Consider the following 26,913-nt stretch of genomic DNA (forward strand, 5'->3'; position numbering starts at 1 on the left):
AGCCTCTTGTGGTCGATCGCAGTGTGAGCAACGCATGAACCGCCCACGCAAACGCGTCTTGCTTTTCGGTCTGTCGTTGATCCTGGCGATGACCATGCTGCGCGGGGCCGATCCATGGCCCATCGCCGGCTTGCGGATGTCCTATTTCGACTTCCTGCAGAGGCTGGATCCCAGGCCTCCCGCGGATACTCCCGTTCGCATCGTCGATGTCGACGAGGACAGCCTTGCAGCGATCGGACAATGGCCCTGGCCGCGGTCGGTTCTGGCCGATCTTGTCGATCAATTGAACGCGCAGGGCGCGGCGGTCGTCGCGTTCGACGCCCTGTTCGCCGAGCCCGATCGCTATTCGCCCGCGAACCTGCTGAGCCAGCCCGGAGTGGCCGAACTCCTGCCGAGGGATATCGACCGAGCCGATTTCAGCCGCTTCGACACCGACACGCGCCTCGCCGAGGCGAGCACGACCATGCCGACGGTGTTCGGCATCGCCGCAACGACGAGCAGCAGCCCTGCCCTCCAATACGACAAGGCCGGCTTCGTGCAAATCGGCCAGGCGCCGGCAGACGGCCTGATTGCGCTGTCCTCGACCACCCCGCTTCTGCCGGAATTGCAGGCGGCTGCGAGCGGGATCGGCAACATCAATGTGGACCCGCTCAGCGAAGGCGGGGTCATTCGGCGCGTGCCGTTGCTCTGGCGCACCCCGACGGGCCCGCTCCCCTCGTTGAGCATCGAGGCGCTGCGCGTCGCGCTCGGCGTATCGACCGTGCTCGTCAACGGTTCTCCGGATATCGAGGCAGTGACCGAATCGCTGCAAATCGGGGAATTCGAGGTTCCAACGACGGATGACGGGCAGTTCTGGGTGCGCTTCCGCCATGACGATCCCGCCTTCTACGTGTCGGCGAAGGACGTGCTGGAGAACCCGGAGAAGAGCAGGCCTCTGGTCGAGGGGCAGATCGTCTTCGTCGGCACCTCTGCGGCCGGACTGCTCGATATCAGGACGACAGCGCTCGGCGAGAACGTGCCGGGCGTTTCGATCCATGCACAGATCGTGGAGCAGATCCTGCTCGGCGACTTCTTGCATAGATCGGACTTCGTCGGCGGGCTGGAAATCCTGGCATTCCTGGCACTCGGCCTGATCGTGACGATTGTGATGTCCCGGTTCGGGGCTTTCACCTCCCTTGCGGCGGGCGCAATTTCCGCCATGTCCGTTCTGGCCGGGAGCTTTCTCCTCTTCAGCCGCAACGGAATTCTGTTCGACGCGTCATTTCCTGTGCTGGGCGGCGCGGTGAACTTCGGCGCGCTGACCGCCTACCAGTTCCTCGTTGCCGACAGGGAGAAGCGCGCGATCCGCAAGTCCTTCACCCATTACGTGTCGCCGGACGTGCTCAACGAGATCGAGAAAGAAGGCTACAAGCTGAAACTCGGCGGTGAAACCCGGATGCTGACGATCCTGTTCTGTGACATTCGAAATTTCACGACGCTGAGCGAGACGATGGAGCCGAATGACATCGTCACGATGCTGAACACGCTCTTCGACCGGCTCTCCGATGCGATACTCGAGCAGAAGGGCACAATCGACAAGTTCATCGGCGACTCGGTCATGGCGTTCTGGAACGCGCCCCTGGCGCTGGAGGACCATCCGAGACGCGCGTGTCTGGCCGCCCTGGCGATGCGCAACTCGCTGAAAGCCTTCAACGAGACCCCCTTCATGGCGCAACGGCCCAAGATCGACATCGCTGTCGGCTGTGCCAGTGGCTTGGCCTGTGTCGGCAATGTCGGGTCGGCCCGTCAGTTCAACTATTCGGTTGTGGGCGACACGGTCAACGTCGCCTCCCGCGTGGAATCGAGCTGTCGCGAACTCGGCTACCCGATCGTCATTCCCGGAGAAACGGGAGAAGCGGCCGCGGACCTCGCCATCCTCCCGGCCGGCCGCATTGCCTTGAAGGGGCGCGTCGAAACGCTGGATGTCCACATTCTGGTCGGCGATGCCGAGTTGGCGCGGTCGTCCCGCTTCGGCGACCTGTCGAAAGCCCACCGCGCATTGCTTGACGTGCTCGAGTCCGCCTCTCCCGGCTCTCCACCGAGTTTGCAAGCGGAGAGTGCAATGAAGCTCTGCACGGACCTGTGCGTCGATCTCGATCCGGCGCTGCTGGAGTTCTACAACCGGATCCCCGACCGGATTGCAGATTTCCGGTATGCCAAACCGGCCTGACGACCGGCCTTCACTCCGGCGCTGCGTTCGAAGACCAGAAGCGCAAACCAAGTCAACGACCGGGTTTGGCCAGTTCATCTTACGTTACGGTAGTTTTTTTCTCGACCTATATGATATGTCGAGAAAAGCTGATGGTTAACATCCTGTTACCGACCACCTGCACCTCGATCAGGCTACAGTTGTCGTCCGATTTTGAAACGCCCACTACAAATACTGCTAGCCAGATTCTGCTGCGATTAGGCAATATGTTGTAGTAAATCCATTTTTCACGAAACCAAATCGCCGCCCTCTCATTGCTTCTTCATGCGCATCGACTTTGCGGTGGGCATGCCAGACACAAGGAGAAGAACATGCAGACGATGAACCGCAATCTTGCTGCAATCCTGATCGGCGCCAGCGCCCTTTCCTTTGCAGTGCCTGCACATTCCCAAGTAAGCCTCGGTGCGGACGCAGACGTTTCGGTCGGCGGCGGCAACGGTGTCAGTGCGGATGTCGATGTCGGCGCCTCGCTCGGCGGCGGTAACGGCGTCAACACGGATGTCGGCACGACCGCGTCGATCGGCGGCGGCAATGGCGTCAATGCGGATGCCGACGTCAACGCAACCATCGGTGGCGGCAACGGCGTGAGCGCCAACGCCAATGTCGGGGCCGGCGTCGGCGGCGGCGACGGCGTGGATGCCGACATAGAGATCGGCCTCGGCGGCCTGCTGAACGGCGGCGGTGGTGCCGGCGGCGGCGGAACCGGCGGTGGCGGCGGCACCATCGGCGATGACGACATCAACCGCGTGGTCGCCTCCATGTCCGACAGCGAGGTCGCCCGCTACAAGCGCCCCTGTCACGCTGCCGTCTCCAACAGCGCCTATCCGCGCGAACTGCGCGAGCTGTGCCGCCTGATCCTGCAGCGCTGACATCGCCTTCCATCAGAAACGGGCCGCCTTCGGGTGGCCCGTTTGGCGTTTCGGGGCCCCTTGCGCCCCGCCGGGCTTTCAGCCACAAGCCCGCCATGCTTCAAATCTCCGATCTCACCTTCCGCATGATGGGCCGCCCGCTGTTCGAGGAGGCGAGCGCCGTCGTGCCCGAAGGCATGAAGGTCGGCCTTGTCGGGCGCAACGGCACCGGCAAGACGACGCTGTTCAAGATGATCACCGGCGACCTCGCGCCCGAAAGCGGAAGCATCGAGTTGCCGAAGGGCCTGCGCATCGGCCAGGTCGCGCAGGAAGCGCCGGGCACCGAGCAGACGCTTCTCGAAATCGTTCTTGCCGCCGACACGGAGCGCTCGGCGCTCATGGCCGAAGCCGAGACGGCGACCGATCCCGACCGCATCGCCGCGATCCACATGCGTCTCGCCGACATCGACGCCCATTCCGCCGAAGCCCGCGCGGGCGCCATCCTGCACGGGCTCGGTTTCGACGCGGCGGCGCAGCAGCGCCCCTGCTCGTCCTTTTCCGGCGGCTGGCGCATGCGCGTCGCGCTTGCCGCGGTGCTGTTCTCCGCGCCCGACCTGTTGCTGCTCGACGAACCGACCAACTATCTCGACCTGGAAGGCGCGCTGTGGCTCGAGAATTACGTCCAGCGCTACCCGCACACCGTGATCGTGATCAGCCACGACCGCGACCTGCTCAATTCGACCACCAATGCCATCCTGCATCTCGAAAACCGCAAGCTGACCTTCTACCGCGGCAATTACGACCAGTTCGCCCGCACGCGGTCCGAGAAGCTGATGCTGGCGACCAAGATGGCGGAGAAGCAGGCCGCCAAGCGCAAGCATATGGAAGCCTTCGTCGAACGCTTCCGCTCCAAGGCGTCGAAGGCCCGGCAGGCCCAGAGCCGCCTGAAGGCGCTTGAGCGCATGGCGACCGTGGAGGTGGCGATCGACACCGGCGTGCAGCCGATCCACCTGCCCTCGCCCGAGCGCCAGCCGGCCTCGCCGATCATTGCCATGGAAGGAGCCAGCGTTGGTTATGCGCAGGACGCGCCGATCCTCAAGCGGCTCAACCTGCGCATCGACCATGACGACCGCATCGCCCTGCTGGGCGCCAACGGCAACGGCAAGTCGACCTTCGCCAAGCTGATCGCCGACCGGCTGCAGGTGATGGACGGCAGGCTCTCGCGCGCCGACAAGCTGAAGATCTCGATGTTCGCGCAGCATCAGCTCGACGACCTGGTGCCGGAACAGACGCCGTTCGACCATGTGAAGGCGCTGATGCCGGACCAGCCCGAATCGAAGGTGCGCGCCCGCGTCGCCCAGATGGGCCTCGGTGGCGACCGCATGGACACCAAGGCGAAGGACCTGTCCGGCGGCGAGCGCGCCCGCCTCCTGATCGGCATCGTGACCTTCGAGGCGCCGCATCTCCTGATCCTCGACGAACCGACAAACCATCTCGACATCGACAGCCGCGCTGCGCTGGCGGAGGCGCTCAACGACTATCAGGGCGCGGTGATCCTCATCAGCCACGACCGGCACCTGATCGAGGCCTGTGTCGAACGCCTGTGGCTCGTCCATGACGGCGGCGTGCATCCCTATGACGACGATCTCGACGCTTATCGCCGCCTCATCCTGAAGGGGCCCGAAAAAGCTGCCGACACCGCCCAGGCGGCCGAAACGCAGTCGGGCCAGTCATCCAAGGAGCGGCGCAAGCAGGCGGCCGCGAAACGCGCCGAGTTCGCGCCGCTGAAGAAGAAGATCGACGAGCTCGAAAAGCGGATCGGCAAGGCGCAGGACGAGATCGCCGCCATCGACACCGACATGACGAAGCCCGCCATCCTCGCCGACAGCCAGAAGATCGTCGAATTGTCGAAAAAGCGCTCCGACCTGGAAAGCCGGGTCGGCGACTGGGAAGACGAGTGGATGACGCTTTCGGCCGATTACGAGGATGCGATGGCCGAGGCCTGATCCCCTCGCTGCCTCACGCGTCCAGCGGCTTTTCCGCGATCAGGCTGACAAAGAGGATCGCGCCGTAGAACGTGCCATCGGCCACCCTGCGCGACGCCTCGCTCGCGAGACCCGCCGCCAGTTCCGACCCGAATTCGCCGGCTGCCGCGGCCGCGTCGACACTTCGTCCGATCAGGCTGAGCAGGTAGTCCGGCGTTTCCGTTTGCATGTAGCCATGCGCCCGGGTTCGGCAGGCGCCGAAGCCCGCGGCGCGAACGAGCGCGGGCAAGCGACGCATGACATAGGGATCGTGGATGAGATTGCGCTGCGCCGCCGTCATCGTCGCCTGAAGCGGGTCGCCGTCGAAGAGGGCCACCGTGTTGGTCGCATAGTCCCCGTCGAAGATGGCCAGCGTCCCGCCCGGCCGCAGCACGCGCCAAGCCTCCGCAAGCGCGCCCTGCGGATCGGCCAGATGCGAAAACACGGTATGCGCCACAACCACATCGAACATGCCGTCGCCCTGCCCGGTGGCGAGCGCGTCGCCGACCAGGAACTCCACCACCGGATCGTCACGAAACCTGCGGCGTCCGCGCTCGATCAGCCCCTCGGACGGATCGACGCCCACCAATGCGCGCGGACGCGCGTTTTCAAGCAACAGCCCCGTCGTCGATCCGTTTCCGCAGCCGATCTCGAGCAAGACTTCCGCCGATTGCGGCAGGGCGCGCATGTAGTCGGCGCATATGCGTCTCATCTCGGGTTCGGCCGCGCGCTTGTCCATCGAAGCGGCAACCGCCTCGATCACGTCATCGGATTGGCTGGAAATGCTGAGATAGAGATCCGGCATGCACACCCTCCCGCGCCGCGCGCTCACGAGGGACAGGCTACACCTTACGCTAGGGAAACTCCAAATGCGGAGGCGGTCAGCCTTGCTGTCAGCTCTTGTCGCCGTCGCGGCCCCAGGTGATGTCGGGTTCGCTTTTTTCAGGCTCGGGTTCGGGTTCCGGCTGGCGATAGCCGATGCTGGACGTCCTGGATCGTGGTTTTTCAGGGTCCCGTTCCGCATCGGCACGAGATGGTCTACGGCTCCTGCGGCGCCCGGACAGAGCGACGATCACGCCGCCGACGGCGATCAGTGTGAAGCCGATGGGCGGCAGGTCGAGCGCGGGCATGTCGGCATTGCCGGTCAGGATCAGCTCGACATCACCCTCGGGGCCTTGCCCCGAACCGTCCTCGGAGAGCTGGAAGGTGTATTGACCGGAGGCAAGCGTGTCGAACCGGGCGGCGTCCTCCACCAGCATTCCGCCCTCGTCAAGCAGATAGGCCGTCTTGGGCGACAGGTAGACGGGCTTGGAAATGACCGTGTCGCCGCCTTCGCGCACCGTCAGCGTGAAGACGCGCTCTTCGCCGGAGTTGTAATAGTCCAGCGGCACGTCGAACCACAGCGAGAGCTCGACCGGCACATCATCCGCGCGCATCGTGACGGAGAGCGGGTCGCCGCTGGCCGAAACCTGCAGCGGATACCGGCCGATCTCGAACTTGCCGATCGGCTGGCCGAGCAAGCGCTCGCCGAAGGCACCGGCGAGACCGGCAAGCAGAAGAAGCAGCCCGAGGAAACGCATCGTCCTGCCCTAGCCGCCTGCCGGCTTGCGCCAGACGGCGAAGCTGTGCGGGATCGAGCGCCCCGGACGTTCGAGTTTGAATCGCTCCTCGTCTTCCAGCACGAGGCCGAGATCGGCGAAGACATGCAGGCGCGATTCCTCCAGCGGCCAGGGCGGGCCATTGGCCTCCTGGCCGTCGGCGCGCCAGCGCGCATAGACCAGAAGCGCGCCGCCAGGACGAAGGAGCGACGCCACCGCCCCGGCCGTTTCGGGCAGCATGTCCGGCGACAGCGACTGCAGCGTGTAGCACTCATTGACGAGGTCGAACGCGCCGCGCCACGCCTGCGGCAACGAAAACAGGTCGGCCGTCTCGTAATGAACCAAAGAATCGGGAAAGCGCTTCTTCGCCCAGCGAATGGCGTGCTCCGACAGGTCGAAGGCGGTGGTGAGGTATCCTGCCTTCGCCAGCGCCTCGGCGTTGTCGCCCAGCCCGCAGGCGATATCGATCGCCGTCCGGCCCTCGCCCGGATGACGCATAAGCCATTCGTTCAGCTTGGCTTTCGCCGCCAGCTCGGCCCAGGGGATCTGCCCCGGATCGCCGTCGGCGCGCCGATAGATGTCCTTGAAGAAGTCACGCCGCTCGGGAAGCGAGTGGCCTTCCTCCTCACAGGCGCCTTCCGTCATGCCTTCTTCTCCCATCCGCCGCCGGAATTCTGCTGGTAGTAGGACAGGTCGTGACCGGCCGAGCGCAGTGCCTTCCAGTGGCCGCGCGCGGCCGACAGCGCGCCTTCGTTCAGGCCGTCGAACATCAGCACCACACGGCCGTATTCGGCGAGATCGTCGGGCGGTTTGGCTCCGTCGACGAGGAAGCGGATCTGCGCGCCGTTGGGATTGTCGGGCGAAACCGTCAGGAAGACCGGCTGGTCGGCCGGCCGCTCGTCGCCGTCGCGGCCGTGCGGCAGGAAACTGTCGGCGCGCCAGCTCCACAAATGCGCGTCCAGCGCGTCACGCGTCTCGGCGGCGCGGGACTGGATCGCGGCGCGCCAGCCCCTCGCCACCGACTTCTCGACGAGCACCGGCAGCGCCTCGTCGAGCGTCGATTCGGTCAGATGGTAGAAGAAGACCTCCGCCATCGCCGCGCGGTCAGCCCTCGTAATGGTCGGCGACGAGACGGTCGAGCAGCCGCACGCCGTAGCCCGAACCCCAGGACTGGTTGGTGTCGGTCGCCGGCGACGACATCGCCGTGCCCGCAATGTCGAGATGGCTCCACGGCACGTCGCCGACGAAACGCTTCAGGAACTGCGCGGCGGTGATCGACCCAGCGTGGCGGCCGCCGACATTCTTCATGTCCGCAAACTTGGAATCGATCATCTTGTCGTATTCCGGCCCCATCGGCATGCGCCAGACCTTCTCGCCCGTCGCCTCGCCCGACTCGAAGATCTGGCCGGCCAGTTCGTCGTCGTTGCAGAACAGCCCGGCGCGGTTCTGGCCGAGCGCAATGAGGATCGCGCCGGTGAGCGTCGCCAGGTTGATCATGAATTTCGGCTGATAGGTCTCCTTGCAGTACCAGAGCGCGTCACACAGCACGAGCCGGCCCTCGGCGTCGGTGTTGATGACCTCGATGGTCTGGCCCGACATCGAGGTGACGATGTCGCCCGGACGCTGGGCGTTGCCGTCGGGCATGTTCTCGACGAGGCCGATGATGCCGATCACATTGGCCTTGGCGTTGCGCGCGGCGAGCGCATGCATCAGGCCGGTGACGGCCGCCGCGCCGCCCATGTCGCCCTTCATGTCCTCCATGCCGCCGGCCGGCTTGATGGAGATGCCGCCGGTATCGAAGACGACGCCCTTGCCGATGAAGGCGACCGGCTTGTCCTTCGCCTTGCCGCCGTTCCATTTCATCACCACGAGACGCGGCGGACGGACCGAGCCCTGCGCGACGCCGAGCAGCGCGCCCATGCCGAGCTTCTTCATTTCCTTTTCGGTCAGGATCTCGATCTCGACACCAAGCGCCGACAGCGCCTCGGCACGGGCCGCAAACTCCACCGGTCCGAGAATGTTGGCCGGCTCGTTGACGAGATCGCGCGCCAGCATGATGCCCCGCGCCACGCCTTCCGCCTCGCTCCAGGCCTTCTTGGCGGCCGCGGTGTTGTCGACCATCAGCGTGGCTTTCTGGGCCACCGGCTTGTCGTCGCCGTTGTCCTTCTTCTTCGTCTTGTACTTGTCGAAATCATAGGCACGCAGCAGCATGCCCTGCGCGAAGCCGGCAGCCGCTTCGGGCGAGATCTCCATGCCCTCGCATTCGAGCAGCGCCGACACGGCCTTGTCGGACGCGGTCTTGCCGCGCAGGAGGCCGCCAAGCGCGGTCCAGTCCCCTTCGCCGACCTTCTCGGGTTCGCCGACGCCGAGAATCAGGATGCGATCGACAGGAGACCCGGCCGGAGCGACGATGTCGACCACGCTCTTCGCCTTGCCGTCGAAGCTGGACACCTCCATCGCCCGGGCGATGACGCCCGACGGATCGATCTCGGCCGCCAGCGCCGGCGGCTTGCCGCCCTTGGCGACGAGGAAGACGGCCGTGCCCTTCTTGGGCGCAGCGGATTTGGCAAATGAAATGGTCGGAAGAACGGTCATGAAAATCCTGCGCGTTTGCTATGAATACGGAAACGGCTCACGAAATGCTGACGCAGACGAGCCTCGAATCTTGATTTTGGCGTTCCGGCTGGCGATAGCAAGGGGGCGCGCCACCGACAACGAATGATTAACCATATCCCTTCGCACAAAGTTCAGCATGGCGAATCCTATTGTCAATGATCCGTCCGCCGCCCTCCGGCAGCGTAAGCCGAAGGGGCGGAAGACGGTGCCGGCCGCGGCAAACACCGCTGGAACCAGACCTTGAACACGCTGCAACGATACATCTTCCGACGCACCATCACCACGATGGCAGCCTCCTTCGCCGCCCTCGTGTCGGTCGTCTGGGTGACGCAGATCCTGTCGCGGATCGACTTTGCGGCCGTGACCGGCCAATCGCTGACGAATTTCCTGCTCGCGATCGTGCTCTTGACCCCGCAGCTCATGGCGCTCCTGCTGCCGATCGCGGTGGTCATCGCCGTGGTGCAGGTTTTCACCGCGATGAACGCGGACTCCGAGATGGCGGCCCTGTCGGCCTCCGGCGCGCCGCGCTGGATGATCGCCAAGCCGGTTCTCCTGATCGGGCTCCTGGCCGGGATCTTCGTCCTGTTCTCGAATCACTTCATCGAACCGCGCGCCAGCCGCGCCTTGCGCGACACGCTCGTCGCGCTGCGCACCGACCTGCTCGCCAACTTCCTGCAGGAGGGCGTGTTCACGAAGCTGGAGCGCGACCTGACGATCTATATCGACCAGCGCCTGCCCGGAAACGCGCTGTCGGGCATCATGGTCTCCGACAGCCGCGACACCAAGACCTCGGCGATCTATTACGCGCAGTCCGGGACGGTCGGCGACATCGACGGCAACGACGTGCTCGTCATGTCCAACGGACAGATCCACAACAAGCGGCTCGAGGACGGCAGCATCTCGGTCATCCGCTTCAATTCCTACGCCCTGTCGCTCTCGCAGTTCGGATCGGCCGACACGACGCAATTCTACTATCCCCAGGAGCGCGAGACGATCGACCTCCTGCATCCCGATCCAGACGACCGCATCTTCAAGCGATCGCCGGGCTGGATCCGGGGAGAGATCCACCGCCGCGCGACCGACTGGCTTTATCCGATCCTTTACGCGCTGGTGGGACTGGCCATCGCCGGGCAGACGCAATCGCACCGCCAGCGGCAGGCAAGCGCCTTCGCGCTCGCGATCGGGGCCGCGCTTCTCTACAAGGGCGCCGCCTATTCGATCGACGGCGCCAACCGCAGCAATGGCAGCCTGTGGTGGCTCTATTACGCCCTGCCGATCGGCGCGGGCGCACTGTCTTCGGCGATGTATTTCCGTGGCCTGAAGTTCTCGATGCCCGACCGCGTCATGCATCTGACCGACAGCGTCGCAGGCGCGATCCGCAAGTTCCGGACGCGCCGCGCACGCGCAAGGGCGGTGTGATCCAATGGGAAAGACGCTTCGTTTCTATTTCTTCTTCCAGGCGCTTCGCATGGCGCTGTATTTCACGCTGGGCGTGGCAGCGCTGGCCTTCCTGATCGACTTCATCGAGTTTTCAAACCGCACCAGCGGCCTGCCGCAATACACCGTCGGCTATGCCCTGTTGCTGTCGGTGCTGCGGGTGCCGTTCATCATCCAGATCGCGCTGCCCTTCATCGTCCTGTTCTCCACGGCCACCATGCTGATGGCGCTCAACCGGAACTACGAACTCGTGGTGGCGCGGTCGATCGGCGTGTCGGCGTGGCAGTTCCTGTTTCCGGTCACCGCGGCAGCGTTCGTGGTCGGCGTGGTGACGGTCACCGTCGTCAATCCGGTGGGCACCAGCAGCTACGCCCGAGCGACGGCCGTCGAGGGCGAATGGCGGGCGCGTCCCTCCAAGTCGCCGCTTGCGCAGGACTACCCGTGGCTGCGTCAGGCGCAATCCGACGGCGGCAGCATGCTGATCGGCGCGACGAGCGCCTCGCCGCACAACATGACGCTCTTCCAGGCGGTGTTCCTCGACCTCGATTCCGAAGACGCGATGCGCCGGCGCATCGACGCCGCCAAGGCGGAACTGGGCAACAAGGAATGGATCCTGTCCGAGGTGGAGATTCGCGAATCCGGCAAGAGCCTGATCAAGCAGGACAGCATGGTCATTCCCACCGCACTCGATCCGGCGGTGATCCAGGAAGCGCTGATTCCGCCGAAACTGATTCCAATCTTCCAACTGGGTAAACAAATCGAAACGGCCAAATCCTTCGGCGTTTCGGCCTATCCTTTCCGCATGCAATACCACTCTCTGCTGGCGATGCCGCTATTATTCATGGCGATGGCGCTTGTTGCAGCCACGGTTTCCCTGAAATTCGTGCGCTCAGGGCAGTCCGCAGGGATGATTTTGTCTGGCATGGGCGCCGGGTTCATGCTTTATGTCGTAACCGCCGTCACACGGTCGTTCGGGAGTGCAGGGATGATTCCTCCGATCATGGCGGCATGGCTGCCGGTGGTGGTTGCGACTCTTTTCGGGGTAGCGTATCTCCTTCACCGGGAGGACGGTTAGTGAGCGAAGCAACGGGACGGACTATGTCCAGGCACCTTGGGAAACTGGCGGGCAGCCTTGCCGCGACGGTTGTTCTGACCAGTCTGCCTTCGGCGGTACCGTCGTTCGCGCAGACTTTGCCTTCCGTTGCCGGTTTGACAGACGCCCAGGCTGACTCCCCGCTCCTGCTTCAAGCCGACGAACTGGTCTATGACCGCGACAACAGCACGGTAACCGCATTCGGCAACGTGCAGGTCGATTACGGCGGGTCGCGCATGGTCGCCGACCGGCTCGTCTACGACCAGTCGTCCGGACGCCTGCTGGCGATCGGCAACGTGGAGATCCTGCAGCCCGACGGCACCCGCGTCTTCGCCGACAAGTTCGACGTCACCGACGACTTCAGGGACGGCTTCGTCAACGCGCTGCGCATCGTGACCCCCGACGAGACCCGCTTCGCCGCCGAGAGCGCCGAACGCAAGGACGGCGCGGTCACGACCTTCAACAACGGCGTCTACACGGCCTGCGCGCCCTGCCTGGAACATCCGGAGAAACCACCGGTCTGGCAGATCAAGGCGCAGCGCGTCATCTGGAACGGCGAAGAAAAGACCATTCGCTTCGAGGGCGCCGCGTTCGAGTTTCTCGGCATTCCGCTGGCGACCCTGCCGGTCTTCACGACCGCCGACCCGACCGTGCGCCGCAAGACCGGCTTCCTGACGCCCGGACTGCGCCACTCCGACGAGCTCGGGACCGGCGTTTCGGTCCCGTATTTCATTGCGCTCGCCCCGAACTACGATCTCAAGATGACCGCGACGGGGTTGGCTCGGCAGGGCTTCCTTGGCGAGGCCGAGTTCCGCCATCGCCTCGCCGACGGTATGTACACGCTGAAAGCCGCGGGAATCCATCAGCTGGAGCCCGAAGCCTTCAACGCCGGCACGCAGGACAACACGCACGTCAATCGCGGGATGATCGGCACGACCGGCGAGTTCGACTTCAATTCGCGCTGGTCATATGGCTGGAACTGGCTGGTCCAGACCGACAAGAATTTCTCCAAGACCTACGACATCGACGGTTTCTCGCAGACCGTGCAGCGCAACGAGATCTATCTGAGCGGGCTGCACGATCGCAATTACTTCGACCTGCGCACGATGGAATTCATGGTGCAGGAGAAGGCCGCCGACGGCATGGGCGGCGACGAGATGCAGCCCCTCGTGCTGCCGAGCTTCGACTACAACACCATCATCTCGCAGCCGGTCGCAGGCGGCGAATTGTCGTTCAACGTCAACTCGCGCGGCATCTATCGCGACGAGCTCGACCAGCGCGGCGACGTGCTCGATTCGAACTTCGCCACGCAGGGGTTGGAGGGCGAGAGCGCCCGCTTCACCGTCGAGACGGAATGGAAGCGCACCTACATCGCCACTGGCGGCCTCGCGCTGACCCCGATCCTCGCGGCGCAGGGCGACGTGACCGGCCTGAACACCGATTCGCTGGCGGCCTACTCCGCAAGCGGCGCGGCCTTGGCGGGCGACGGCAGCGTCGGCCGCTGGATGGTGACCGCCGGGCTCGAGGCCCGCTGGCCGATCATGTTCACCAATGGCGATTCGACCCATGTGGTCGAGCCGATCGCGCAGATTTTCGTGCGGCCCGACGAGACCGGCGCCGGCACCCTGCCGAACGAGGACGCCCAGAGCTTCGTGTTCGACACGACGAACCTTTTCGATCGGGACAAGTTCTCCGGTTACGACCGGATCGAGGGTGGAACGCGCGCCAATATCGGGCTGCGCTACACCGGCTCGATCGGCGAGGACATCGCGCTCTACGGCCTGGTCGGGCAGTCCTACCACCTGGCCGGGGCGAATTCCTTCGCCAGCCCGGACATGATGAATGCTGGTGCTGATTCCGGACTGGAAACCGACGTGTCCGACGTCGTGGCCATGGTCGGCGCGTCCTACGAGGAATCCTTTACGGCAGCGCTGCGTGGCCGCTTCGACGAGTCGAACTTCTCCGTCCGGCGCGCCGAGGCCGAGGTCGGATACACCTCCGAGCCCGTTTCGGCCTCCGCCGGTTACGCCTTCATCGACGCCCAGCCGACCTATGGCTACGAGACGGACCGTCGCGAAGTCAGCGGCACCGCGTCGTTCCGCGTCGCCGATTTCTGGCGCGTGTCCGGCAACGCGACATTCGACATCACCAACAAGCGCCTTGCGGAAAGCGGCATCGGCTTCGGTTACGAGGATGAGTGCTTCGCACTCGGCATCCAGTGGAACCAGACGCGCGACGCGGCGGATTCCACGACGACGACCATCGGCTTCCGCCTCTCCTTCCGCACGCTCGGCGATCTCGGCAACGATCTTGACGGTCTCGGCGGTTTCTAGCTTCGCCCGCCGTCATGCTTTCGCCCAAGATTTTGCTCATTGCGAACCATTGCGGCCGCGTTGTCGCTACGGAACAAGAACCCACGGGAAGAAGCGGTAAGTAAATCATGACGGGCTGGACCAATGCATTTCGCGCTCCTCGCAGGCTGGCAGCGGCGGCGGCGCTCTCATTCGCGGTGTGCGCCGGCGGCGTTCCGACGGCGGCACAGGCTTCTGACATCAAGGTCGTCGTCAACAACCAGGCGGTCACGTCCTACGACATCGCCCGCCGCAAGGCGTTCCTGACACTGCAGCGGCGCAAAGGAAACCTGACCGAGCTTGCAACCAACGAACTGATCGAACAGGCGCTGAAGAGCTACGCGATCCAGCGCGCCGGCTATCGCATCCCCGACAGCCGCGTCGACCAGGCCTTCGCCAGCTTCGCCAACTCCAACAAGATGTCCTCCAAGCAGCTCACCCAGGTTCTCGGCCAGTCCGGCGTGACCGCGAAGCACTTCAAGGAGTTCATCCGTGTGCAGATCGGCTGGGGCCAGCTGGTCGGCGCCCAGTCGCGCGGCAAAGGCGGACTGATGAGCGAGCAGGACGTGGTCGCCAAGATGCTTGAGCGCGGCGGCGCAAAGCCGACCTCGACCGAATACACGCTGCAGAAGGTGATCTTCGTCGTCCCCAAATCGCACCGCAAGAGCACCCTGGCGAGCCGCCGTAGCGAAGCCAACGCGATGCGCGGACGTGTCGGCGACTGTTCCAACACGATCGCGCTCGCCGCACAGCTTCGCGACGTGACCGTGCAGGATCTCGGCCGCGTTCTCCAGCTGGAACTGCCGGACCGCTGGAAGGACGAGGTGTCCGGACTGCAGAGCGGCCAGACCACCCGTCCCAAGGATTCCGAGGACGGCGTCGAGTTCCTAATCGTCTGCCGCGCCCGCACCGTTTCGGACGACCGCGTGGCACAGCTGCAATTTTCCACCGAAGCCGTAGAGAGCGGCGATTCGGAAGCCGGAAAGAAGCTCCTGGAGCAGATCCGCGAGAACTCACGCATCCAGCGTCGCTGACCGATCGCGGTCCCGGGGCGCATCATGAGCACATCCCCTCTCCCGCCGCTCGCCGTGTCATGCGGTGATCCGGCGGGCATCGGCCCCGATGTCATCCTGGCAAGCTGGTCGATGCACAAGCAGGCCGATTTGCCGCCCTTCTACGTCATCGGCGATCCGGCGCATCTGCAGGCACGTGCCGACGCGATCGGCATCGACGTCGCGGTGCGCGCCGTGGCGCCTCAGGCTGCTGGCAGCGTCTTTGCGGACGCCCTGCCGGTCGTCCCGCTTGAAAACCCCTTCACATCGGCAACAACCGGCCAGCCCGACCCCGCCAATGCGGCGGGGATCGTCGAATCCATCGACCGGGCAGTGGCCGACACGCTGAACGGTCTGGCGTCGGCTGTCGTGACCGCGCCCATCGCCAAGAAGCCGCTCTACGACGCCGGCTTTGCCCATCCGGGCCACACCGAATATCTGGCGACGCTGTCCGAGAGCCACACGGGCGCAACCGTCCTGCCCGTCATGATGCTGGCAGGGCCGAAACTGCGCGCCGTGCCAGTGACCATTCATATTCCGCTTTCCCGGGTGTTTCAGGATCTGACGAGCGACCTGATCGTGCGGACCTGCCGGATCGTCAGTCACGACCTCGCATCGCGCTTCGGCATCGCGCGGCCGCGGCTTGCCGTCGCCGGGCTCAATCCGCATGCCGGCGAAGGCGGTGCACTCGGCCACGAGGACGACGCAATCGTGCGGCCGGCGGTCGAAGCGCTCGTCGCGTCGGGGATCGACGCTTGGGGCCCGCTGCCCGCCGACACCATGTTCCATGACCGCGCCCGCGCCACCTATGACGCGGCGATCTGCATGTATCATGACCAGGCGCTGATCCCGGCCAAAGCGCTCGGCTTCGATGACAGCGTCAACGTCACGCTCGGCCTGCCCTTCATCCGCACCTCGCCCGACCATGGGACGGCCTTCGACATCGCCGGCACCGGCAAGGCGCGCCCCGACAGTTTCATCGCCGCGCTGCGCATGGCGGCAGAGATGTCTGCACACAGTCGCCAGGCAGCGGCCGCGTGACGGAGCAAGCCGACAGCGAGAAGACCGCGGTGGACGGTCTGCCGCCGTTGCGCGCGGTGATCGAGCGGCATGGCCTTGCCACGAAGAAGGCGCTCGGCCAGAACTTCCTCCTCGACCTCAACCTCACCGGCCGGATCGCGCGCGCGGCCGGCGACCTGTCCGGACGCACCGTGATCGAAGTCGGGCCCGGTCCCGGCGGGCTGACGCGCGCATTGCTGATGCATGGCGCCGCGAAGGTCGTCGTCATCGAACGCGACGCACGCTGCCTGCCCGCGCTCGACGAGATCGCCGCCCATTATCCGGGCCGCCTCGAAATCGTCGAAGGCGACGCGCTGAAGGCGGATTTCGCAGCCCTCGCGGGCGGCGAGCGGGTGCGAATCGTCGCCAATCTGCCCTACAATGTCGGCACGCAACTGCTGGTCGGCTGGCTGGAAACGGCCGCCTGGCCGCCCTTCTACGAATCCCTCACCTTGATGTTCCAGCGCGAGGTCGCGGAGAGGATCGTCGCGGCGCCGGGCGACAGCGCCTATGGCCGGCTCGGCGTGCTCGCCGGATGGCGCACGACGGCCAGGATCCAGTTCGACGTGCCGGCGCAGGCCTTCTGGCCGCCTCCGAAGGTGACGTCGTCGGTCGTGCACCTGACGCCGCGCGAAGAGCCGCTTCAGGTCGATGCGCGGCGGCTCTCGCTGATCACACAGCATGCATTCGGTCAGCGCCGCAAGATGCTGCGACAGAGCCTGAAGCCGCTTGGCGGCCAGGCGCTGCTCGATGCCGCCGGGATAGACGGTGCAAGGCGCGCCGAGACGCTATCGATCGAGGAATTCTGCCGGCTGGCCAACGCCTCGGTCTGACCGGGCTGGCGTCCGCGCGCTGCCGCTCAGAGCTCTTCTTCGAGCAACCCCGACACGAAATCGAACATGCCCGGGAGACGGTCCCGGCGCAGCCGTTCCGCCTTGACGATCGCTTTCACGGCGTCGAAGGCGCGATCGAGATCGTCATTGACGATGATGTAGTCATAGGTGCGCCACTGCTCTATCTCGGTGGCGGCGTTCTTCAGCCGCTTGGCGATCGTCGCCTCGTCGTCCTCGGCGCGGCGGTGCAGCCGGGCTTTCAGTTCCGCCATGGAAGGCGGCAGGATGAAGATCGACACGACGTCGGCGCGCATCTTCTCGGCCAGTTGGTGGGCGCCCTGCCAGTCGATGTCGAACAGGATGTCGCGGCCCTGCGCCATCGCCTCTTCGACCGGCCCGCGCGGGGATCCGTAGAAATTGCCGTGCACCTCGGCCGATTCGAGCAATTCGTCATCGTCGCGCAGGCGTTCGAATTCACGCTTTGAGATGAAGCGGTAATGCACGCCGTCGATCTCGCTGGCGCGGCGCGCGCGCGTGGTCACGCTGACCGAGAGTTCCAGCCCGGAATCCGTTTCCAGCAGATTGCGCGCGATCGTCGACTTGCCTGCGCCGGAGGGCGAGGAAAGGACCAGCATGAGGCCGCGGCGCTGTATGGTTTCCGACACCGGGCGGGCTTTCTTGACATCCGCGTTCATGGGCGCGTCCTCACTGGAGATTCTGGACCTGCTCGCGGAACTGGTCGATCACGGCCTTCAGGTCGAGGCCGATCGCCGTCAATGTGGCCGATGCCGATTTGGAGCAGATGGTGTTGGTTTCGCGGTTGAATTCCTGGGCGAGGAAATCGAGCTTGCGGCCGATGGCGCCGCCCTTGCGCAGCATTTCGCGCGCCGACGCGACATGGGCATGCAGACGGTCGATCTCCTCGCGGATGTCGGCCTTCGTCGCCAGCACGGCCGCTTCGGCATGCAGGCGTGCCGCGTCGAACGGCGCCGACGCGTCGAGCAAGGCGCTGACCTGTTCCTTCAGGCGCTGGCTGATGGCGGCCGGCTGACTGGCCGGATCCGCTTCGGCTGCATCGGTCAGGCGTCCGATCGTTTCGACATGGCCGGTGAGGATCGCGCGCAGGGCCTCGCCTTCGGCGACCCGTGCGGCCACCAGGGCCTCCAGCGCCTCGCCCACCACCTCGAGGCAGGCGCGTGCCGTCGTATCCGGGTCGAGCTCCATCTCGGCGTCGTCGGCGAGGATCACGCCGCGCAGGCCGAGCAGGCCGTCGGCCGTCGGCGGCGCGACGCCGCATTCCTCGGCGAGGCGCATCGCGGTCGCTGCGAGCGCGCGAAACCGCCCCTCATCGACCGCGGCCGGCGCGCTGCTCTCCTCCGGCCGGACACTCATGGAAATGGCGATGCTGCCACGCGCAAGCGCTTCGGAGACGCGCTTCTTGATCGGCTGTTCGAGGCGTTCGAGCCCGGTCGGCAGGCGCAGCCGAACATCGAGCCCCTTGTTGTTGACCGAGCGGATGTCGCAGGCGATTTCCAGGCCGTCGCCGCGTCGGACCGCATTGGCGAAACCGGTCATGCTGTGGACTGCCGTCATCCTTGCCCCCTTGCCAGCCTTCGGCCTGCACGCCGGCCGCCCCATGCGGCCGTCGCGTCAGTTTTGCGCCGGCAGCTGGGCTTCCTCGGCCTTCTTGGCGGCCTCCGCCGCGCGCTGGCGTTCGATCTCCCGCCAACGGCGCACATTGGCGTTATGCTCGGACAGAGTCTCGGCGAAGACGTGTCCACCGGTGCCGTCGGCCACGAAGAACAGGTCGTTGGTCACCGACGGGTTGGCCACCGCCTCCAGCGACGCGCGGCCCGGAATGGCGATCGGACCCGGCGGCAGGCCGACGATCTGATAGGTGTTGTAGGGCGTCAGCTTGTCGATGTCGGACCGGTAGATCGGCCGGTCGGAGGGTTTGCCCTCGCCGCCGAAGAGACCGTAGATGATGGTCGGGTCGGACTGCAGCTTCATGCCCTTGCGCAGGCGGTTGATGAAGACGCCGGCCACACGCGACCGTTCGTTGGGAACAGCCGTTTCCTTCTCGACGATCGACGCGAGCGTCACGAATTCGTTGATGTCCTTCAGCGGAAGGTCGGCACGCCGGTTGGCCCAGGTTTCCTCGATGATGGCGCGCTGCTGCGCCTGCATGGACGAGATCAGCTCGGCGCGGGTGGTGCCGCGCGAGAATTTCTGCGTGTCGGCGACGAGCATGCCTTCCGCCGGAACCTCCTCCGGCATCTCGCCGGTCAGGAGTTCGTTCTCCTCGATGCGCTGCAGCGCCTGGGTGACGGTCATGCCTTCCACGACGGTCAGCGGATGCAGGATCGCGCGGCCGGTGACGAGGATGTCCATGACGTCCTTCATCGAGGCGCCGGCCTTGAACTCGTATTCGCCGGCCTTGAAGTCGCTCTCGTGACCGTAGATCCGGACACCGGCCTGGAAGATGCGGGAATTGGAGATGATGTTGCGGCTTTCAAGGCTCGTCGCGATCTGGCTGAGGCTCGATCCCGGACGCACGGCGTGGGTCGCCGCGAGCACGCTCGGGCCGGGCTCCTCGAAACGCTTCTTGCCATAGTAGAGCGCCGCGCCGACGCCGACCATGCCGAGCACGACCAGCGTGATCAGGAAGTTGAAGAACACCACGACCTGGCTGCGCGCCGCGCGCGCCCGTCCGGGCGGAGCGACGGCCGCTTCGGGCCGCAATGCCTGCTTTGGCGATTGCAGGATGATTCGCTCGTCACCTGCCCCTCGCGAGCCGGCGGGATGGTCGACTGACAAAGGCCTGCGTCCGAAATGGTTTTCGCTGTTCACATCGAAACCCTGTGTTTGTGGCCGATCTTCACGGCAGGACCCCATCGACACAAGCCATACAACGGCGTTGGCCGACTATGTCCAGATGAATCGAGCCTGGCGGGACGCAAAAAGCGTTGAAAAACGATTATGGCGAAACCGTGCTGCCCGGATCACGCCTGGTAACGGCGCAGCACCAGTGACGCGTTCGTTCCGCCAAAACCGAAGGAATTCGACAGGGCCACGTTGATCTCGCGCTCCCGCTTGACGTGCGGAACGAGGTCGATTGCCGTTTCCACGTCCGGATTGTCGAGATTAAGCGTGGGCGGCGCGACATTGTCGCGAATCGCAAGCGCGCAGAAGATCGCCTCGACCGCGCCGGCAGCGCCGAGCAGGTGGCCGATCGACGACTTCGTCGACGACATGGAGATCTTCGTAGCGGAATCGCCGATGACGCGCTCCACGGCGCCGAGCTCGATCGTGTCGGCCATGGTGGAGGTGCCGTGGGCGTTGATGTAGTCGATGTCGGACGGATCGACGCCGGCACGCTTCAGCGCCGCGCGCATGCAACGCTCCGCCCCCTCGCCGTCTTCCGACGGTGCGGTGATGTGATAGGCGTCGCCGGACAGGCCGTAGCCGATCACTTCGGCATAGATCTTTGCGCCACGCGCCTTGGCGTGTTCCAGCTCTTCCAGAACGACGATGCCGGAGCCCTCGCCCATGACGAAGCCGTCACGGTCGCGGTCATAGGGCCGCGATGCGGCGGTCGGCGTGTCGTTGTAGGAGGTCGAGAGTGCCTTGCAGGCGGCAAAGCCCGCCAGCGAGATGCGGCTGATCGGCGATTCGGTGCCGCCGGCGACCATGACGTCCGCGTCGCCAAGCGCGATCAGGCGGCTGGCGTCGCCGATGGCGTGCGCGCCGGTCGAACAGGCCGTGACGACGGAATGGTTCGGGCCGCGCAGCTTGTGGCGGATCGACACCTGACCGCCGGCCAGGTTGATCAGGCGGCCGGGAATGAAGAAGGGCGAGATACGCCGCGGACCGCGGTCGCGCAGCGTGTAGCCGGCTTCGACGATACCTTCGATGCCACCAATGCCGGACCCGACCAGAACGCCGGTCGAACACTGGTCCTCGTCGCTTTGCGGATGCCAATCGGCGTCATCGAGCGCCTGGTCGGCGGCCGCGACCGCGTAGAGGATGAAGGGATCGATCTTGCGCTGTTCCTTCGGCTCCATCCAGTCGTCGGCATTGAAGGTGCCGTCGGAGCCGTCGCCGAAGGGTATGCGGCAGGCAATCTGCGCCGGAATATCGCTAACGTCAAAATCGGTCACGCGTCCGGCAGCGCTCTCGCCTGCCAGAAGACGTGTCCAGCTCGTGTCGGCGTTGGCTCCCAAGGGAGAAACCATGCCGATGCCGGTGATGACAACCCGCCGTAAGGTCATGAAATCAAACCTGAAAACGCCGGCCTTGGGGCCGGCGAGTTCATATCCGAACGCCGATCAGGCGTTGGCTTTTTCGATGAACTTCACGGCGTCGCCGACCGTGAGGATGGTCTCGGCGGCGTCGTCCGGAATTTCGACGCCGAATTCTTCTTCGAACGCCATCACGAGCTCGACGGTGTCGAGACTGTCGGCGCCCAGATCGTCAATGAAGCTTGCGCTCTCGGTCACCTTCTCGGCATCGACGCCCAGATGTTCAACAACGATCTTCTTGACCCGTTCTGCGATGTCGCTCATGTCGGTTTCCCTCGACTTTGGAGTTTTTCAGATTGTGGTTATCTTCAGTGTCCGGGCTAATCAAGTCGCAACGCGCCGTTGGCGACAACTTTGTTCACCCGAAAAGGCCGCAAAAGCCCGTCAAATCATGGCCATGCCACCATTCACATGGATGGTCTGCCCGGTGATGTAGCCTGCTTCGCCGGCCGCCAGAAACGCCACCGCAGCAGCCACTTCCGCGCCTGTTCCCATGCGTTTCATGGGGATCGCCCCCATGATCGAATCCCTTTGCCGCTCGTTCAGCTTGTCGGTCATCGCGCTCTCGATGAAGCCCGGCGCGACGCAGTTCACGGTCACGTTGCGCGAGGCGATCTCCTGAGCGAGCGACTTGGAAAAGCCGATGACGCCGGCCTTGGAGGCGCAGTAGTTCGCCTGGCCCGGATTGCCGGTCACGCCAACGACGGACGAGATGTTGATGATGCGGCCATGGCGGCGGCGCATCATCGGATGGGTGAGCTGACGGGTCAGCCGGAAGACCGAGTTCAGGTTGATGTCGATGACCGAATCCCAGTCCTCGTCCGACATGCGCACGAACAGGCCGTCCTTGGTGATGCCGGCATTGTTGACGAGGATGTCCACGCCTTCCAGCGTCGCTTCCGCGTCGTCGGCGAGCGCCTTGACCGCGTCGCGGTCGGACAGGTCGGCCGGGAAGACATGCACCCGGTCGCCGAGATCGGCCGCCAGCGCATCCAGTTTCTCGCGGCGCGTGCCGTGCAGGCCGACAATGGCGCCCTGGGCGTGCAGCGTGCGGGCGATCGCCTCGCCGATACCGCCGGACGCGCCGGTGATAAGGGCCTTTCGGCCCGTCAGATCGAACATGTGCTCATCCTCCCGGATTGCGTATCAGGCGTTCAGTGGCCGGCGTTCGCCTGGAGGAACGCTTCTATATCGGCGGGATTGTTGATTGCAATGCCCGCCAGCGCCTTGTCGATGCGGCGCGCAAGGCCGGTCAGCACCTTGCCGGAACCGGCTTCGACCAGGCGATCGACGCCCGATCCGGCGAACCATTCCACCGTCTCGCGCCAGCGCACCTGCCCCGTGACCTGGTCGACCAGGCGGTGAACGATGTCGGCCGCTTCGGTTGCCGGCGCGACCGCGACATTGGCGATCACCGGCACGGACGGCGTGTTGATTGTGACGTTTGCGAGAGCCTCGCGCATCGCCTCGGCCGCCGGCGCCATCAGCGCGGAATGGAACGGCGCGGAGACGGGCAACATCAACGCACGCTTGGCGCCCTTGTCGGAGGCGAGTGCCGCCGCGCGCTCGACCGCGGCCTTCGCGCCGGAAATCACGAGCTGGCCGCCGCCATTGTCGTTGGCGATCTGGCAGACGCTGTCGGTCTCGCCGGCCGCAGCCTCGCAGACGAAGTCCACGTCATCGACTTCAAGACCGATGATCGCGGCCATCGCGCCCTCGCCCACCGGCACGGCGGCCTGCATGGCGTTGCCGCGGATGCGCAGGAGACGGGCAGTGTCTGCAAGCGAAAACGTGCCGGCCGCGCAATGGGCGGAATATTCGCCGAGAGAATGGCCAGCGACGCAGGCGACGTTGCCCGCAAGCGCGTAGCCGTTGGCTTCCAGCACACGAACGACCGCCATCGACACGGCCATCAGCGCAGGCTGGGCGTTGGCCGTCAGCGTCAGCGCGTCTTCGGGACCGTCCCACATGATCGTCGACAGTTTCTCGCCGAGCGCCTCGTCCACCTCCGCGAAGACGTCGCGCGCTTCCGTGAAGGCGTCGGCCAGTTCCCGGCCCATGCCCACGGCCTGGCTGCCTTGTCCCGGAAAGGTGAATGCTGTCGTCATATGCGGGCCTCGTTTGAAAGTCGCGACGGTTTGGTCAATGCGTCTCGCCCTGTCAAGACCGCCATATGGGATCGCCCTGTGGCAATTGCACCCCGTCGGCAGGATTGTATCATGAATCGTCCGCAAAACGTGGGAGGCGGTTTTGGAGACATCCTTTGACGCGATCGTCGTCGGCGCAGGCCTGTCGGGGCTGGTCGCGGCGGCCGAACTCGGCGACCGCGGCAAGCGCGTGCTCATCGTCGACCAGGAGGGCGAACAGTCGCTCGGCGGACAGGCCTTCTGGTCGCTCGGCGGCCTGTTCATGGTCGACACGCCCGAACAGCGCCGCCTGCGCATCCGCGACAGCCACGACCTGGCGACGCTCGACTGGATGGGATCGGCGCAGTTCGACCGGCCGGAAGATCACTGGCCGCGGCAATGGGCGGGCGCCTATCTCGATTTCGCCGCCGGCGAGATGCGCGCCTGGCTCGCGCGGATGGGCATGCGGTGGTTTCCGGTCGTCGGATGGGCGGAGCGCGGCGGGGCGTTCGCCTCGGGACACGGCAATTCCGTTCCACGCTTCCACATTGCCTGGGGCGCAGGCCCGGGCGTGCTCGCTCCCTTCATAGCACGCGTCCGCGCCCATGAAGACGCCGGCCGCATCACCCTCGCCTTCCGCCACCGGGTCTCCGAGATCGAATGCCATGCCGGCGCAATTTCGGGCGTCAGCGGCGAGGTTCTCGCTGGAAGCGACGCCGAGCGGGGCCGCGAGAGCAATCGCGACACGGTCGGCACGTTCCGCTTCGAAGCGCCCAGCGTCATCGTCACGACCGGCGGCATCGGCGGCAATCTGGAGGCCGTGCGCGACGCCTGGCCGCGCGACCGGCTGGGCGAGCCGCCGGCGCAGATGGTTTGCGGCGTGCCGGCGCATGTCGACGGGCGCGGCATCGCGATCGCCCGGGCTGCCGGCGGCGCGACAATCAACGAAGACAGGATGTGGCACTATACCGAGGGCCTGAAGAACTGGGATCCGATCTGGCCGAATCACGGGATACGCATCCTGCCCGGTCCGTCCTCGATGTGGTTCGACGCGACGGGCGAGCGCCTTCCCGCGCCCTGCCTGCCCGGCTTCGACACGCTGTCGACGCTGAAACACCTGCGCCGCACGGGCCATGACCATTCCTGGTTCATCCTCACCCAGAAGGTGATCGAGAAGGAGTTCGCGCTCTCCGGTTCCGAACAGAACCCCGACCTGACCTCCGGCCGATGGAGCGAGGTGCTGAAATCACGGCTCGGCAAGGGAGCGCCCGGGCCGGTGGAGGCGTTCAAGGCGCATGGCGAGGATTTCGTCGTGCGCAACACGCTGGAAGAACTCGTGGCCGGCATGAACCAACTGGCCGGTGCGCATCTGATCGATCCGGCGCATGTTCGCGCCCAGATCGAGGCGCGCGACGCGCAGATCGCCAACCCCTTCTCCAAGGATGCGCAGGTGACCGCGATCCGCGGCGCGCGCGCCTATCTCGGCGACCGGCTGATCCGCACCGCAAAGCCGCACCGCTTCCTCGATCCGGCCAACGAACCGCTGATCGCCGTCCGGCTGCATGTGCTCACGCGCAAGACGCTCGGCGGGCTGCACACCGACCTTTCCTCGCGCGTCCTCGACACGACAGGAGAGCCAGTCCCCGGCCTGTTCGCGGCGGGCGAGGCTGCCGGTTTCGGCGGCGGCGGCTATCACGGCTACAACGCGCTGGAGGGTACGTTTCTCGGCGGCTGCATCTTCTCCGGCCGCGCCGCTGGGCGGGCGGCGGGTTGACCGGAGTCGCCGTTTCGTCACAGCGGGAAAAATTCGCGGCGGGCGGCGCGTGGGGACTTGAAAACCAGTGACGCCGGACCGATTCTTCTGCGCGTACAGCCCCGCTCCGGTGGCTCTTTTCGAGTATCCATCATGTCGCATCAGGCGGCGCCCGATCTCACCCTCCCCGCACCCTCCGTTTCAATCGCCGACCGTCCCGCGCAATTGCCGCTGACAGCCGCCATGATTTTCGGCATCGCCGGCCTGTTCCTGTTCCTGTCGTCGCAGATCCTGGTGATCGCGGCGGCGGTGATCTGGGCGGTCGGAACGTCGCTTCACCTGGCAATCGCCGGCTTCTCCGTCCTCGGCACGGCCGTCGGCGCGCCGGTCGCCTGGCTCATCTGGAAGATCCTGGTCATGGCTATCCAGGCCGAACGCGACCCGGCGAACAACTGAGCTGCGAGAACACTGCCAATGCTGACCGATCTCGGGCTGGTTTCCGCCGGGCTCATCGCGCTGTTTGCGGGAGGCGAATGGCTGGTACGCGGCGCCGTCGCGTTGGCCGCCCGTCTCGGCCTGCCGACATTGCTGATCTCACTCACTGTCGTCGGTTTCGGCACGTCGATGCCGGAACTCCTCGTCTCACTGCGCGCTGCGATCGACGGGCAGGCTGACATCGCGCTTGGCAATGTCGTGGGATCCAACACCGCGAACATCCTCCTGATCATCGGCCTGTCCGCCCTGATCGCTCCCATCCGCAGGTGGGACAACTCGGTCAGGCGCGACTCCGTGGTCATGGTCGCGGCCGCATTCGTGACGTTGGGGCTTGTTCAGTTCGAGCAAATCGGGGCCTTGAGCGGGGTGGCGATGCTTACCGTGCTCGCGGCCTACATTTGCGCATCCTACTTCGTCGCCCGAAACGTCGCCGATGCCCCGGAGACCGAACAAAACCCACGGACATCCCGGTTGATGACCGGCGTGTTCGTCCTCGCGGGCCTCGTTCTGCTGTTTGCGGGCGCCGAGGCGCTGGTGCGCGGCGCGACAGGCATGGCGCATGCATTAGGCATCTCCGAAGCCGTCATCGGGCTGACGGTCGTCGCCATCGGAACGAGCCTGCCGGAACTCGCGACATCGCTCGTCGCGGCATTCCGCCGTCAATCCGACATCGCGATCGGCAATGTGGTCGGCTCCAACATCTTCAATATTCTCGGCATTCTGGCCCTGACGGCCGTGTTCGTCCCGGTCCGCGTCGCGGAGAGCTTCCCGCGTTTCGACGTTCCCGTCATGCTTGGCGCCTGCCTTGTGTTCGCGACGCTCCTGATCGGCGGCAGGAAGATCGGCCGGCCCGTCGGCCTCGCGCTGCTGGGAGGCTACGCGGCCTATCTTGCTGCGTTGTTCGGCCTGTGGCCCTGAGCGCTTGCGTCGAAGTGCAAATCCTGTATAAGCGCGCAATCTGCCGGTCAGCTGGGGGCTGAACGGAGGATGGCTTGTTGCCATAGTCAGGCTGAAATGTCTGCGCCTCCCGTGTCTCCGCTCTCGACCCGTCAAGTTCGAAGCGCCTTTCTCTCCCTCGT

24 protein-coding genes are annotated in these 26,913 nt (G+C 65.3%); 12 read left to right on the forward strand and 12 right to left on the reverse strand.

Annotated elements, in window-relative coordinates; translation table 11 throughout:
* Window positions 1–34 precede the first annotated feature (34 nt).
* The 3 genes from MRY80_RS19410 to MRY80_RS19420 all read left to right on the forward strand — a co-directional run bounded on the left by MRY80_RS19410 (window position 35) and on the right by MRY80_RS19420 (window position 5,102).
* Window positions 35–2,209 (forward strand): adenylate/guanylate cyclase domain-containing protein, encoded by a 2,175-nt coding sequence (locus tag MRY80_RS19410; RefSeq protein WP_293292717.1) that lies wholly within the window; start codon window positions 35–37, stop codon window positions 2,207–2,209.
* A gap of 350 nt (window positions 2,210–2,559) precedes the next feature.
* Entirely contained in the window at window positions 2,560–3,117 is a 558-nt protein-coding gene (locus tag MRY80_RS19415) for a hypothetical protein (RefSeq protein ID WP_293292718.1), read from the forward strand.
* 95 nt (window positions 3,118–3,212) lie between these two features.
* On the forward strand, window positions 3,213–5,102 hold the full coding sequence (locus tag MRY80_RS19420; protein WP_293292719.1) for an ABC-F family ATP-binding cassette domain-containing protein: 1,890 nt from the start codon (window positions 3,213–3,215) through the stop codon (window positions 5,100–5,102).
* A gap of 13 nt (window positions 5,103–5,115) precedes the next feature.
* Here the strand turns inward: MRY80_RS19420 and MRY80_RS19425 are convergent, their stop codons facing one another.
* The 5 genes from MRY80_RS19425 to MRY80_RS19445 all read right to left on the reverse strand — a co-directional run bounded on the left by MRY80_RS19425 (window position 5,116) and on the right by MRY80_RS19445 (window position 9,313).
* On the reverse strand, window positions 5,116–5,925 hold the full coding sequence (locus MRY80_RS19425; protein ID WP_293292720.1) for a methyltransferase domain-containing protein: 810 nt from the start codon (window positions 5,923–5,925) through the stop codon (window positions 5,116–5,118).
* Window positions 5,926–6,013: 88 nt separating this feature from the next.
* Window positions 6,014–6,700 carry a hypothetical protein gene (locus tag MRY80_RS19430; protein WP_293292721.1) on the reverse strand — a complete coding sequence of 229 codons (687 nt, stop codon included), beginning with the start codon at window positions 6,698–6,700 and terminating at the stop codon, window positions 6,014–6,016.
* A 9-nt stretch (window positions 6,701–6,709) separates the two neighbouring features.
* Window positions 6,710–7,363, reverse strand: coding sequence for a class I SAM-dependent methyltransferase (locus MRY80_RS19435; RefSeq protein WP_293292722.1), 654 nt, complete (start codon window positions 7,361–7,363; stop codon window positions 6,710–6,712).
* Window positions 7,360–7,812, reverse strand: a complete 453-nt coding sequence (locus MRY80_RS19440) for a DNA polymerase III subunit chi (RefSeq protein ID WP_293292723.1) — start codon at window positions 7,810–7,812, stop codon at window positions 7,360–7,362. The genes MRY80_RS19435 and MRY80_RS19440 overlap by 4 nt, the downstream gene beginning before the upstream one ends.
* A 10-nt stretch (window positions 7,813–7,822) precedes the next feature.
* Window positions 7,823–9,313, reverse strand: coding sequence for a leucyl aminopeptidase (locus MRY80_RS19445; protein ID WP_293292724.1), 1,491 nt, complete (start codon window positions 9,311–9,313; stop codon window positions 7,823–7,825).
* Between the two features lie 261 nt (window positions 9,314–9,574).
* Between MRY80_RS19445 and lptF the strand changes: the two genes are divergently transcribed.
* The 6 genes from lptF to rsmA all read left to right on the forward strand — a co-directional run bounded on the left by lptF (window position 9,575) and on the right by rsmA (window position 17,159).
* A complete protein-coding gene (gene lptF / locus MRY80_RS19450; RefSeq protein ID WP_293292725.1) occupies window positions 9,575–10,753 on the forward strand; it encodes an LPS export ABC transporter permease LptF in 1,179 nt (392 codons plus the stop codon).
* Window positions 10,754–10,757: 4 nt separating this feature from the next.
* Window positions 10,758–11,846, forward strand: a complete 1,089-nt coding sequence (locus MRY80_RS19455) for an LptF/LptG family permease (protein ID WP_293292726.1) — start codon at window positions 10,758–10,760, stop codon at window positions 11,844–11,846.
* Window positions 11,847–11,980: 134 nt separating this feature from the next.
* Window positions 11,981–14,197 (forward strand): LPS-assembly protein LptD, encoded by a 2,217-nt coding sequence (locus MRY80_RS19460; protein ID WP_293292727.1) that lies wholly within the window; start codon window positions 11,981–11,983, stop codon window positions 14,195–14,197.
* Window positions 14,198–14,304: 107 nt separating this feature from the next.
* Window positions 14,305–15,249: a peptidylprolyl isomerase gene (locus MRY80_RS19465; RefSeq protein WP_293292728.1), complete on the forward strand. Its 945-nt coding sequence runs from the start codon at window positions 14,305–14,307 to the stop codon at window positions 15,247–15,249.
* A 24-nt stretch (window positions 15,250–15,273) separates the two neighbouring features.
* Window positions 15,274–16,308: a 4-hydroxythreonine-4-phosphate dehydrogenase PdxA gene (pdxA, locus tag MRY80_RS19470; RefSeq protein WP_293292729.1), complete on the forward strand. Its 1,035-nt coding sequence runs from the start codon at window positions 15,274–15,276 to the stop codon at window positions 16,306–16,308.
* Window positions 16,305–17,159 (forward strand): 16S rRNA (adenine(1518)-N(6)/adenine(1519)-N(6))-dimethyltransferase RsmA, encoded by an 855-nt coding sequence (rsmA, locus tag MRY80_RS19475; RefSeq protein WP_293292731.1) that lies wholly within the window; start codon window positions 16,305–16,307, stop codon window positions 17,157–17,159. Before pdxA ends, rsmA begins: the two co-directional genes overlap by 4 nt.
* Window positions 17,160–17,185: 26 nt before the next feature.
* Here rsmA and gmk read toward each other — a convergent pair whose 3' ends face one another.
* From gmk to fabD, 7 genes are all read right to left on the reverse strand, one after another.
* Window positions 17,186–17,854, reverse strand: coding sequence for a guanylate kinase (gene gmk / locus MRY80_RS19480; protein ID WP_293292732.1), 669 nt, complete (start codon window positions 17,852–17,854; stop codon window positions 17,186–17,188).
* Between the two features lie 10 nt (window positions 17,855–17,864).
* Window positions 17,865–18,752 carry a YicC/YloC family endoribonuclease gene (locus MRY80_RS19485; RefSeq protein ID WP_293292734.1) on the reverse strand — a complete coding sequence of 296 codons (888 nt, stop codon included), beginning with the start codon at window positions 18,750–18,752 and terminating at the stop codon, window positions 17,865–17,867.
* A 57-nt stretch (window positions 18,753–18,809) separates the two neighbouring features.
* On the reverse strand, window positions 18,810–19,976 hold the full coding sequence (gene mltG / locus MRY80_RS19490; RefSeq protein ID WP_293292735.1) for an endolytic transglycosylase MltG: 1,167 nt from the start codon (window positions 19,974–19,976) through the stop codon (window positions 18,810–18,812).
* A gap of 185 nt (window positions 19,977–20,161) precedes the next feature.
* Window positions 20,162–21,430: a beta-ketoacyl-ACP synthase II gene (fabF, locus tag MRY80_RS19495; protein WP_293292737.1), complete on the reverse strand. Its 1,269-nt coding sequence runs from the start codon at window positions 21,428–21,430 to the stop codon at window positions 20,162–20,164.
* 57 nt (window positions 21,431–21,487) lie between these two features.
* Complete coding sequence (locus MRY80_RS19500) at window positions 21,488–21,724, reverse strand: acyl carrier protein (protein ID WP_223476911.1); 237 nt, start codon at window positions 21,722–21,724, stop codon at window positions 21,488–21,490.
* Between the two features lie 120 nt (window positions 21,725–21,844).
* The gene (gene fabG / locus MRY80_RS19505) at window positions 21,845–22,582 is read right to left on the reverse strand and encodes a 3-oxoacyl-[acyl-carrier-protein] reductase (RefSeq protein WP_293292739.1); all 738 of its coding nucleotides are present in this window, start codon (window positions 22,580–22,582) and stop codon (window positions 21,845–21,847) included.
* 32 nt (window positions 22,583–22,614) lie between these two features.
* Entirely contained in the window at window positions 22,615–23,568 is a 954-nt protein-coding gene (gene fabD / locus MRY80_RS19510) for an ACP S-malonyltransferase (RefSeq protein ID WP_293292740.1), read from the reverse strand.
* A gap of 142 nt (window positions 23,569–23,710) precedes the next feature.
* On the opposite strand from fabD, the gene MRY80_RS19515 reads away from it, so the two are divergent.
* The 3 genes from MRY80_RS19515 (at window position 23,711) to MRY80_RS19525 (ending at window position 26,752) form a co-directional block, all read left to right on the forward strand.
* Entirely contained in the window at window positions 23,711–25,360 is a 1,650-nt protein-coding gene (locus MRY80_RS19515) for an FAD-binding dehydrogenase (protein ID WP_293292742.1), read from the forward strand.
* A 132-nt stretch (window positions 25,361–25,492) separates the two neighbouring features.
* Window positions 25,493–25,795, forward strand: coding sequence for a hypothetical protein (locus tag MRY80_RS19520; RefSeq protein WP_293292744.1), 303 nt, complete (start codon window positions 25,493–25,495; stop codon window positions 25,793–25,795).
* Window positions 25,796–25,813: 18 nt separating this feature from the next.
* A complete protein-coding gene (locus tag MRY80_RS19525; protein WP_293292746.1) occupies window positions 25,814–26,752 on the forward strand; it encodes a calcium/sodium antiporter in 939 nt (312 codons plus the stop codon).
* Window positions 26,753–26,913 lie beyond the last annotated feature (161 nt).

Source organism: Oricola sp., from assembly GCF_022763245.1.
Lineage (GTDB): Bacteria > Pseudomonadota > Alphaproteobacteria > Rhizobiales > Rhizobiaceae > Oricola.